Genomic DNA, 6,358 nt, shown 5'->3' on the forward strand with positions numbered 1-6,358 from the left:
CGTTTCCACCCCGGGGATATACTGTTTGGGGACGACACCACCGACAATGGTTTCATGGAAGTGGAAACCTTCCCCCCGGGCCAGGGGTTTAATATCGAGATACACATCACCAAAAGCACCGTGACCGCCGGTTTGGTGTTTATAACGTCCGTGGGATTTGGTACTGGTTTTGATCGTTTCCTTGTAGGGAACTTGGGGTAAATGGGTGGTCATCGGTAGATTATACTTGCGTGCTAGGCGATCGAGGGCCACTTGCAGATGAATTTCTCCCTGTCCCCAAAGAATCACTTCTTTAGTGTCGCCGTGTTGTTCCCAGTAGAGGGAGGGATCTTCTTCGATCAGTTTTGTCAAAGCTGAACTTAATTTCACTTCATCCTTGCGATTTACGGCGGCAATGGCCAAGGCAAAGACGGGTTTAAGCTGTAATCCTCTGGGAAGATCGGGTTTTTGACTGCCGCTGCTAACCACGTCTCCGGTGGCGATTCCCTCCAAACGACCGAGAGCGACAATTTCCCCCGCTTGCGCTTGCTGTAGGGGTTGCTGTTGTTGTCCCATGAGACGATAGATACCACCAATCCGCACACCGTTTAAGGCCATGCCATCGTTAAGGGTTCCCTGCCAGATTCGCCCTAGGGAGAGGCGACCGCCCTGGGGAGTAAAATAGGTTTTGAGGATTTGTACCACTGCATCCCCATCCGCACTGGGATCGAGACCGCGACGATTGGCGGTAATTGTCGGGGCCGGTGCTTCTTCCACTAAAGCGGTGAGGAGATGACGCACACCATAGTCCCGTTCCGCCATACCGAAGAACACGGGTACTATCTGATCGGCTCCCAGTTCTTGTTTTAAGTCTTGGAGAATTTCTTCCCGGGAGGGGTTAATATCTTCGAGGAGTTCTTCTAAAAGATGATCGTCAAATTCGGCGATCGTTTCTAGCATTTCTTGTCGAGCGATCTGTTCTTCTTCCTTGAGGTGGTCGGGTAAAGCTACAGGGTCGGCGGGACTGTTAGCATGGTAATGATAAGCCTGTTCGTTGATTAAATCGATAAATCCGATAATTTCGTTGTTCTGACGGATAGGATATTGCTGGGGAACGAGGGGACGACTAGAAACGGATTTGAGAGCTTGTAGGACTTCGTTAAAGTGACTATTACAGCGATCCATCTTATTGATGAAGATTAGATGCGGAATTTCCCAATCATCGAGGAATTTTAGCAAGGGAGCCAGGGTGAGAACTCGATCGACCACCGGTTCACAAACGATAATAGCAGCACCGGCCCCGACGAGGGCATTATAGGTTTCACTGGCAAATTCGATCGAACCGGGGCAATCGAGAAAGGTAAAATTTAGGTCTTGGTATTGACTATGGGCAACGGAAACTTCTACACTCATCTGTCGATCCCGCGCTTGCGTGGAACTATCACCAACGGTATTGCGATCGCTAATTTTACCTTTTCTGGTGATGGCTCCTGTGACGAAAAGTAAACTTTCCAGTAAGGAGGTTTTTCCACTGGAGTAGGGGCCGACAAGGGCCACATTACGGGTGTTTGCTCCGATACTTTGATTCATACAGATACCCCCAAGAATGATTTAGTGATTAGTTGCGGCGATTGGGCGATATTTACACTCGATCGCCCTAGGAAATATACTGTCATAGCACTGAAAATTACTCTCAGGACGTAGTTAGAAGTGAAAGGCCTGTCTTGCCATAATTTTGCCCAGTGCTACAGGTGTATTCTTTCCTACTCTTCACCCTAACTCAGTCTCAAGCATTACATCCCATTCTCGCAATCTCTTGTAAAGTCTCGCCTACTTTTAGTTAAGGAACTTGAATAAATGTTAACTAGGGTTTGCTAAATAAGTTTTTCGTGGGTGTGGGGTGTGGGGTGTGGGGTGTGGGGAAATGGGGAAATGGGGAGAATAAATAAAAATAATCTCCTGTCTCCTGAATCGGAGTCTCCTGAATCGGAGTCTCCTACCTCCAGGAAAAATTTTTTCAGCAAATGTTAACTAAGCTGTTGACTATCGAGAGTCTTTCTCCTCAACTGGATTTACAAAAACGAGAGGTTGCCTGATATAGTGAGAGGTCGGGATGATGTTTATCAAGCAATTTTTATGTTGAAAGCTGGAATCGTGGGACTGCCAAATGTGGGAAAATCCACCCTATTTAACGCTCTGGTGGCTAATGCTAAGGCGGAGGCCGCTAATTTCCCCTTTTGTACCATTGAACCGAATGTGGGTGTGGTATCCGTCCCCGATGAACGTCTGGAGGTTTTGGCTAAAATCTCTAATTCTGAGAAAATCGTGCCGACGCGGATTGAATTTGTCGATATCGCCGGATTAGTCAAGGGTGCTAGTCGGGGGGAAGGATTGGGTAATCAATTTTTGGCTAATATCCGGGAAGTGGACGCGATCGTTCATGTGGTGCGCTGTTTTGATAATGATGATATTATTCATGTTTCCGGTTCCGTGGATCCGGCCCGGGATATCGAGGTGATTAATCTAGAGTTAGCTCTAGCGGATTTGGGACAGGTGGAGAAGCGGGTGGAACGTTTACGCAAACAGGCGAAAAATAGCAAGGAAGCCGCCGAAGAATTGGCTATACTTGAAAAAATCCTAATTTGTCTTAATGACGGTATTTCGGCGCGAAAAGTGGATTTAAGCAAAGAGGAAGAAGAATTAATTAAAAATCTCGGTTTATTGAGTCGTAAACCGATTATTTATGCCGCTAATGTGAGCGAAGATGATCTGGCCACGGGTAATGATTGGGTAGAAAGTGTCCGTCAAATTGCCCAACAGGAACAGGCAAAAGTTGTGATCGTTTCTGCTCAAGTAGAATCGGAATTAGTGGAATTGTCGGAGGAAGAAAGAAAAGATTTTCTCGGTTCTTTAGGGGTAGAAGAAGGGGGATTAAAATCTTTAATTAAAGCTACCTACGAGTTATTAGGACTGCGTACCTATCTCACCACCGGACCCCAAGAAACCCGCGCATGGACGATTATTGCCGGTATGAAAGCACCCCAAGCAGCCGGAGTTATTCACTCGGATTTTGAACGGGGTTTTATTCGTGCGGAAACCGTGTCTTATCAGGATTTAGTTAATAGTGGCACGATGAGCGCAGCCAAAGAAAAAGGTTTAGTCAGAAGTGAAGGCAAGGAATATATTGTTCAAGAAGGTGATGTATTACTATTCCGTTTTAATGTTTAGCTAAAAATAAATCAGGTGAGCGCCGCCACCTGATCAAAAGGTTGAATTTGGCGTTGTCAATAGCTGTAGGGCTAATTCATGAATTAGCCCTACAATAGGCGTTATCAAATTGAAAGATGCTCCGAATTTCTGTCATCAACAATCTCTCAGCTTTTTTTACTCACTTTGGTTAACATTAAACTGAAAACTGAATTTTTTATCTCTTGACATCCTCTAATTTATATTCTATAATCAGGTGTAGTGGCAAGTTCTTGTTTAATCAAGATGGCGATGTTCTCTGTTCACTAAAAGACTGGTTTGGTAGGAATGCAGTCGAGGCTAAAAATAGTCTATCTATTCAACAACCCGCAAGGGGAAACGGTCAAATCAAACTGGAAAAATGAAAGAGCAAGGATTGTTATTTTCCGAAGATAGCCTGTTACCTGAAAAACTCCCGCAAATTCAGGAATTACGACCTTCTAACAATCTTTCCGCAGTTTTTGAAGAGTGCCATAATTATATTTACGCCAACGAAGGAATGCTCAAAGACAAGATTTTTCACGAGATGGTTAAACTAATCATCATCAAACTTCATGATGAAAAATCTGCCAAGCAATCTGTAAATTTTGGCGTTACAGCAAGTGAATATAAAGCCATCGTAGCAAATAAGTACGATGAATTTATGTCGCGTCTCAGTCAATTATTTACCTCAATCAAGAATCATTATCGGGGATTTTTCACCGATGACACATTCAAGTTAAAACCTTTGACTCTTGCTTATATTGTAGGCAGGTTACAGTACATTAATTTAACTAAAACATCTGGCGATATAAAAGGTGAAGCCTTTCAGACTTTTGTAAATAGACACCAGCGTGGAGATAGGGGAGAATTTTTTACCCCTCACCCAATTGTCCGCCTTGCGGTTGAAATGATAGACCCCAAACCAAACGAAAAAATTATCGACCCTGCTTGCGGAAGTGGTGGTTTTTTAATTCAAGCAATCAACCATGTTCGACAAAATAATCCAGAGTTCAATATAGCAAGTTTTGTGCAAGAAAGTATTACAGGAATTGAATTTAATCCTGATGTCGCCCTTTCGGGAATGATTCGTTTAGTTTTTGAAGGTGGCACAGGTTCAGAAATTATCTGCACTAATGCGCTTATCGAAGATGAAAAATTAAATAATTCTTTTGATGTTATCTTGACCAATCCTCCTTTCGGAAATAAAGGAAAAGTAGAAGACCAGAAAATTCTTCAATCATATCTTCTTGCCCGGAAATGGCATAAATCAGCGTCCAATAGTTGGCAAGTTTCCCCAACCGTTTTAGCGGGTCAGTCGCCCGATATTTTATTTATTGAGAAATCTATAAAATTATTGCGGGCAGGTGGGCGCATGGCGATTATTCTGCCCGATGGTCTATTACAAAATATCTCTAATGGACCGATTCGGTATTGGTTGCGCTCCCAAACAAAAATATTAGGTGTTGTTTCCATACCGCCGGAAGCCTTTGTACCCTACGGCACTGGAATCAAGACATCACTTTTGGTAGTTCAAAAATTACCAGCAAACCATGATTCTTGTTTTATGGCACAAATCAAAAAAATAGGCTATGACGTTAAAGGACAAACAATATATAAGCGCAACGAGTCGGGAGTTATAGCCCGAACAAAATCAGGTTTGCCAATAGTTGACGATGATATAGATGATATTTCTCAATCTTTTAGGTCATTTATCAATGGCGAATTTGCACAAAACAGCGATTGTATTTATACAGTTAAGAATACCCTGCTCAATTCGAGACTGGATGCCGAACATTATTTACCCAATGACCAAAAATTATTAGAACATCTAAAATCTATTGGAGCGAAACCTTTAGGTGAAATTGCCGATATTTTGAGAGAGGCGGCTGATTTTCGTTTAGCCAGGGACAGTGAAATTAGATATATCGCTATTTCCGATGTTGATTATCGTACAATGCAAGTTGTTTCTCAACAAATAATCAAGGCACATGAGGCCCCATCTCGCGCAACTTATAGATTGTACAAAGGCGATATTATTACAGCAATTTCAGGAGCAAGTACGGGAACACCACGCCAAGCAACAGCCCTAATCACAGAAGATGAAGACGGAGCAATTTGCTCAAATGGATTTTCAGTATTAAGAAATATTCAGGGAGTCGAGCCTTTGTTTTTATTAGTATATATGCGAACAGACTTTTTTTTGCGTCAGATTAAAAGGTACATGACAGGTCATGCTATTCCTACTATTTTAGGGGATGATTTGTCTAAAGTTTTAGTGCCTATTCCACCCCAATCTGAACAGCAGAGAATAGCAAAAAGTATGGCTGAAATTCAAGCAATTAGAAAAGAAGCGTTAAAAGCAAGTGAGAATGTTGTTCACGAAATGAGTCTTCTACTTGGCCAATTTGAGTAAGGCAAAAAGCAGGTTAAGCTTAGAAAAAGTCTTAATACTAAATCCGGTTATTAAACACTGATTATCTATTACCACTTTTGCCTGTCCTGATATGTATAGTTATTTCAAATAAGAACGAGACACTAGGCGACACAATAAGTACGAATAATTTCATCAAGGGGTGTCCCCACAGGAGCATACATTCTTGCCCTCTTTAATGCACTAAAATCATGTTCGATATCATTTAAATCAGGAGAGTATTTTGGCAAAAACACGACCTGATGACCTGCTTCCTCTACCAGTTGTTTAATGACTGTCTTCCGATGAATTGGTGCATTATCCATAATTAATACTGATGTTATGGTTAGAGAGGGCAACAAATATAAAGATAACCACCCTTCAAAACCTTCGGCATTCAGGCTTCTCGTAAATACCATCGGTGCAATAAAGTCTTTTTTTCCCTTTCTTCTACCAGCGACAAGGTTCTCTCTTTTTCCTCGTTTTCCTTGTCTATCTCCAAAGACTTTCTTCCCTTTTTTTGACCAAGCATAAAAACAGGCTTGAAATTCTTCAAACCCTGACTCATCAATAAATACAAGGCTTTCACTTCCATATATTTTAATCAATTCTCTCAGCACTCTGTAGTATTTCATTCTTTCTTCTCGGTTTCTTTCTCTATAACGAAGTTCCTTCTTTTTTCTGGTAACTTTCATTTTTTTTAAGGCGTAGCAAATGGCACTTGGTCTCACTCCAAATTTC

Annotated in this window: 5 protein-coding genes; 2 read left to right on the plus strand and 3 right to left on the minus strand. The window is 42.0% G+C overall.

Going from position 1 to position 6,358, the window contains the following annotated elements; all coding sequences use genetic code 11:
• A partial coding sequence (locus tag PX481_RS05110; protein ID WP_288093876.1) for an elongation factor G occupies positions 1-1,569 on the minus strand: 1,569 nt, incomplete at its 3' end.
• A 284-nt stretch (positions 1,570-1,853) separates the two neighbouring features.
• Positions 1,854-2,003, minus strand: coding sequence for a hypothetical protein (locus tag PX481_RS05115; protein WP_196219792.1), 150 nt, complete (start codon positions 2,001-2,003; stop codon positions 1,854-1,856).
• 112 nt (positions 2,004-2,115) lie between these two features.
• On the opposite strand from PX481_RS05115, the gene ychF reads away from it, so the two are divergent.
• Entirely contained in the window at positions 2,116-3,207 is a 1,092-nt protein-coding gene (gene ychF / locus PX481_RS05120; RefSeq protein WP_043996954.1) for a redox-regulated ATPase YchF, read from the plus strand.
• A gap of 379 nt (positions 3,208-3,586) precedes the next feature.
• A complete protein-coding gene (locus PX481_RS05125; protein WP_288093878.1) occupies positions 3,587-5,620 on the plus strand; it encodes an N-6 DNA methylase in 2,034 nt (677 codons plus the stop codon).
• Positions 5,621-5,742: 122 nt separating this feature from the next.
• Here PX481_RS05125 and PX481_RS05130 read toward each other — a convergent pair.
• On the minus strand, positions 5,743-6,358 hold a 616-nt coding region (locus tag PX481_RS05130), incomplete at its 5' end, for an IS630-like element ISMae21 family transposase (protein ID WP_288093880.1).

Source organism: Microcystis sp. M53603_WE2, from assembly GCF_030065435.1.

Excerpts from the sequence above, each read along its gene's own strand:
- ychF (WP_043996954.1), top strand. The coding sequence starts at position 2,116 with ATGTTGAAAGCTGGAATCGTGGGACTGCCAAATGTGGGAAAATCCACC.
- PX481_RS05125 (WP_288093878.1), top strand. The coding sequence starts at position 3,587 with ATGAAAGAGCAAGGATTGTTATTTTCCGAAGATAGCCTGTTACCTGAA.